The sequence below is a fragment of the Gemmatimonadota bacterium genome (assembly GCA_041390125.1).
In the GTDB taxonomy this organism is placed as follows: domain Bacteria; phylum Gemmatimonadota; class Gemmatimonadetes; order Longimicrobiales; family Gaopeijiaceae; genus JAGQIF01.
The window spans coordinates 1-4261 of sequence record JAWKQN010000040.1; the positions used below are offsets into that span (position 1 = coordinate 1).

A 4261-nucleotide genomic window follows, 5' to 3' on the forward strand; every position below is an offset into this window, starting at 1 on the left:
GCCCACCACGGCGCCCAGGAAGCGCGCGGTGGTGGTGCCCTGGACCACGGAGGCGACCAGGAACGCGACGAGCAGAATGAACAGGAGCCCCGTGCGCTGCAGATGGACGCGCCGGTCGCGCTCGGAGGGGTCCGCGCTCAGCCACGCCAGCGCCACGTCCACGGTCCACCAGGCGGACAGCACCAGGTTGAAGACCGGAGTGGAGACCAGCGGGGTCTCGAACATGGCCCCGAAGCTCCCGCCCAGTGGACCCAGGATGGAGACCACGCAGTGGATGCCGAACAGCAGCCAGGCCGTGGTCCAGGCTACGCGCCAGCGGTGCCAGTCCTTCGGTGAACGCGTGCGCGCCGGAGCCAGGGTGAAGGCGGCGGCCAGCAACAGCAGCGTGGCCCATACCGTCGAGAGCGAGCGCGCCATGCCCTCGTCCGCTGCCCCGCGGGGAAGGAAGAGCGCCAGCGCGCCGGCCAGCAGGGCGAACGTCCACAGCAGGGCGGGGATGGCGTCGCGGCCGGACGCCACGTCTCCCGGTCGACTCGCGTCTGTCGAAGCGTTGCGCATGATTGGGCCTCCTGCCCATGCACGCGCAGAAAGGCCTGGTCCAGGATCGTGGCCGGTATCCCGGGCGGGAATGGGGTAGGGGGCCCTCAGGGTTTGGCGGCGCCTTCGACCCGCCTCCCCGTCCAGCCGGGGAGCACCTGAATCAGGAACGCCAACTGGTCGGCGAAGTTCTCGGCGGCGTCTTCGCCGTCGGTTCCGTAGGCGTGGCCGGCCCCCCACGCGACGCGCAGAAGCGCGGGGCCCCTGCAGCCTGCGCCCTGCACGGCTGCCACGAACTTGTAGGCATGGAAGGGCGGAGTGGTTTGGTCCTCGGATCCGGGCGCGACGAACAGCGGAGGCGGGCAGCTGGACGGATCCACGGTGTGCACGGGGGAGAGGCGTCGCAGCACGGTCAGGTCTCCCGGATCGGCGACGCTGCCGAGCTCGGAGCGCCAGGCGGCGGCGCCCGTTACGCCCTCGTAGTTGAGCAGGTCCAGCAAGGGGAACCCGAGGATCGCCGCTCCGAAGCGGGTAGGCTCCTGCAACAACGCCGTCGCCACCAAGGACGCACCCGCGCTGTTCGTCTCGGCGACGAGCCACTGCGGGCGCACCAGGCCGCGCTCCAGGAGCCATGCCGCGGCGGCCCGGTAGTCGTCGATGGCCGCTTGGCGGTTCCGGCGGATTCCGGCCCGGTGCCACGCCTCGCCGAACTCACCGCCGCCCCGCAAGGCCGGCAGGGCAAACACGCCGCCGCGCCGCATCCACTCGGCCATGTGCGGACGGAACCAGGGCGCGACTGCCCACGCGCCGAAGCCATATCCGTACAGCATGACCGGGTGTGCGGGACCGGGTTCCACCGAGCGATGGTGCGCGATGAACATGGGAAGACTGTCGCCGGCCGGACCGGACCAGAACAAGCGCTCCGTGACGAACTCGCTGGGATCATAGGGGAGCGCCGGTCGCCGATACGCGTCCACCGCGTGCGTCTCCGTGTCCACCCGGAACACGGTGCCCGGATCGGTGAAGTCGCTGACGGACAGGAACGCCTCCGGCGAACCCCGGTGCCCGACCAGGCCCGACCAGATCGCTCCCGCCGGGAGCGGGACGTCTCGCACGTCTCCTCCGTCTTCGGCGAAGGAGCGCACGGTGGGGAGGCCTCCTACGCGGTACAGCACCAGGATACGCGCACCCACCCACGCCACCGAGCTCGGCGTCCACACGTCGATCGGGTCCGGGCCCTCCGGGATGACCTCCACCAGCACCGGGGCTGCGTCGCGCGGATCGAGCAGCACCACCCTGCCGTTGGGTGCGGCCAGCGTGGTGTGGAGCAGTAGACGGTGCGCATCGAGCCCGACGACCTGGAAGAACGCCTGCCCTGAGGGGACGACCTCCCGGAAGCGGGTCGCCTCGCCCCGCCACTGCGCTACCAGGACCGCATGGGTGCCACTGCTGCTGTCGCGGACCGTCATGGCCACCTCGTCGCCGACGTCGCTGCCCTGCAGCGCTAAGGCGTCGCTCGCGTCTGCGGGTGTGAAGACGGTCACGTCCGTGCTCGGGTCGCTGCCCAACTGGTGGAACATTACCCGGGCGCCGGTCACGGGGGCGCGCAGCGAATCGCCTCCGACGGGATCGTCGAAACGAACGTACAGGAGCGACTGGCCATCCGGTGCCCAGATCACACTGGACCGTCCACCGTAGAGCCCCGGAAGGGTATCCGCCGCCGCCGCTCCATCGGCGCTGCTGCGGATCACCAGGCTGCCCCAGCGGGCCCCGGACCTGCCTTCGCTGACGGCCAGGCGCTCGCCGGAGGGGTCCGGCCACAGCCCGCGGGCCAGGGCACGACCTTGCTGCGTCAGCGCGGCACCAGACACCAGGAGCCGCTCCCTCCCGTCACCGTCCGTGACCCGGAGGTCCAGCTCGGTGAAGGTGGGATCGCTGCTCAGCCAGAAGCGCTTGCCGCCGCGCTCCACGGGCGTGAGCGGAATCGTGTGGCGGCTGGCCGCGACGATGTTGGTGAGGATCTGCGTTCGCTCGGCCGTGCGCTCCACCCACGCACGGGTGAAGGCATCCTGCGCGTGGGCCCACTCCAGCGTGGAGGCGCTGGCCATGTCTTCCAGCGCGCGGTACGGGTCCGGCCACGGGCGCGGGTCGCCCACGGCTGCAGGTTCCGCCCGGGCCAGGGGCGGAGGGGGCAGAGGCGAGGGTCGGCAGGCGGCGGCGAAGGACAGCGCGAACGCGTAGAAGAAGAGGCGAAGCATCGTCGGGACCGTGCGCGGAAGGGCTCCGAAGAGTGGGTCTTCGGGATCGAGGGACGAGTGCGTAAGGAAGCCCGCCGCGCGGCGGCCCGGCTAGAACGGTGTTGATCTGGGGAGGACGGGGATGATCAGTGCGTGGAGTGCCGACGGAACTCGCTGGGAGTGACGCCGAAGCGCTGCCGAAACAGGCGCGCCAGATGGCTCTGGTCGGAGAAGCCCGACCGGTGTGCGACGATCGAGATCGAGAGTTGCGGCTCGTTCCGCAACAGCTCGGCGGCCTTGCGCAGGCGCATTGCACGAAGATAGCCGGCGACGGTGTCCCCGTACGCCCGCCGGAAGGACCGGGAGAGATGCTCGGGCGTCACGCCGCATTCCACCGCCAGCTTGCCAACCGTCCAATCGGTCGGGGCATCCTCCAGCGCCTGCCTGGCCTTGCGCAGCCAGGGCTGACTTGCAGGCCCCGCCCGCGGGTGCAGCGCGCGCCCGAAGCATGCCAGCAGATCGAGACAGTGCGCTTCGATGGCCAGCGTCCTGAAGCGATCGCAGGAGGCCAGCTCCGTTCGCAGGCGATCTCCGAGGGAGCGGAGTCGGGAATCCACGGCCTGAGCGCGCGAATCCCAATCGATGCCCGATCGTTCGGCGCGTTCACGCAGGACATCCGTGGGCTCGATGAGCAGGCACTCGGCGCCGAGTGCTCCTACCCCTTCGCGATGCGGATCCCCCTGCGGAAGCACGCGAGCCTGGCCGGGCTCGAGCCGGACGTCGCGGCCACCGAGGGTGGCGGCCCAGGTCCCGCGCGTCGCCAACGCGACAGCGGCCTCTGCGTGCGCGTGGCGTGGGAGAGTGAAGCCCACGGGAAGGACGAAGGCACTGACATGTACGAGGTCGGTCCGTACGTGTGCGCTCCGTCCGCAGCGCTGCGGGGGGCTCGCGTCGTTCGCCGTGAGCGCGTGATCCCAAGACGGCATCAACCCTCCCCCTTCCACGCCGGACCCCGCAACATCCGCCCCGCCCGCACGTCGTGGAATCCATCGGCGTCGAAGGCGACCTGCCCGTTGATCACCACCAGATGGAAGCCGTCCGGATACTGGTGTGGCTCCTGGAAGGTGGCGCGGTCGATCACGGTGGCCGGATCGAACACCACCAGATCCGCGAAGGCGCCCTCGACCAGAGTGCCGCGATCGGTCAGTCCCATGCGCGCTGCCGGCATGCCGGTCATCTTGTGCACGGCCTCTTCCAACGTGAGCACGTGCTTCTCCCGTACGTACACGCCCAGCACGCGCGGGAATGTGCCATACCAGCGGGGATGGGGGTGACCCTCGCCCGGCTGCGTGAGCCTCCCGTCCGAGGCGATCATCGTCTGCGGATGCGCCATGATGCGCTCCACGTCCGCTTCGTCCATGGCATGGTAGATGGCCGAGGCGCCGCCCCGGCGAATGGCCTCGACCACCAGCTGGGCGCCGACCTCG

General features: G+C 70.5%; 4 protein-coding genes. All 4 read right to left on the reverse strand.

Annotated elements, in window-relative coordinates; translation table 11 throughout:
- On the reverse strand, positions 1-558 hold a 558-nt coding region (locus R3E98_21750), incomplete at its 3' end, for a hypothetical protein (protein MEZ4426035.1).
- Between the two features lie 86 nt (positions 559-644).
- Complete coding sequence (locus tag R3E98_21755) at positions 645-2795, reverse strand: prolyl oligopeptidase family serine peptidase (GenBank protein ID MEZ4426036.1); 2151 nt, start codon at positions 2793-2795, stop codon at positions 645-647.
- A gap of 125 nt (positions 2796-2920) precedes the next feature.
- On the reverse strand, positions 2921-3646 hold the full coding sequence (locus R3E98_21760; protein ID MEZ4426037.1) for an AraC family transcriptional regulator: 726 nt from the start codon (positions 3644-3646) through the stop codon (positions 2921-2923).
- A 113-nt stretch (positions 3647-3759) separates the two neighbouring features.
- Positions 3760-4261, reverse strand: a 502-nt coding sequence (locus R3E98_21765; protein MEZ4426038.1) for an amidohydrolase family protein, incomplete at its 5' end; no start/stop codon positions are given.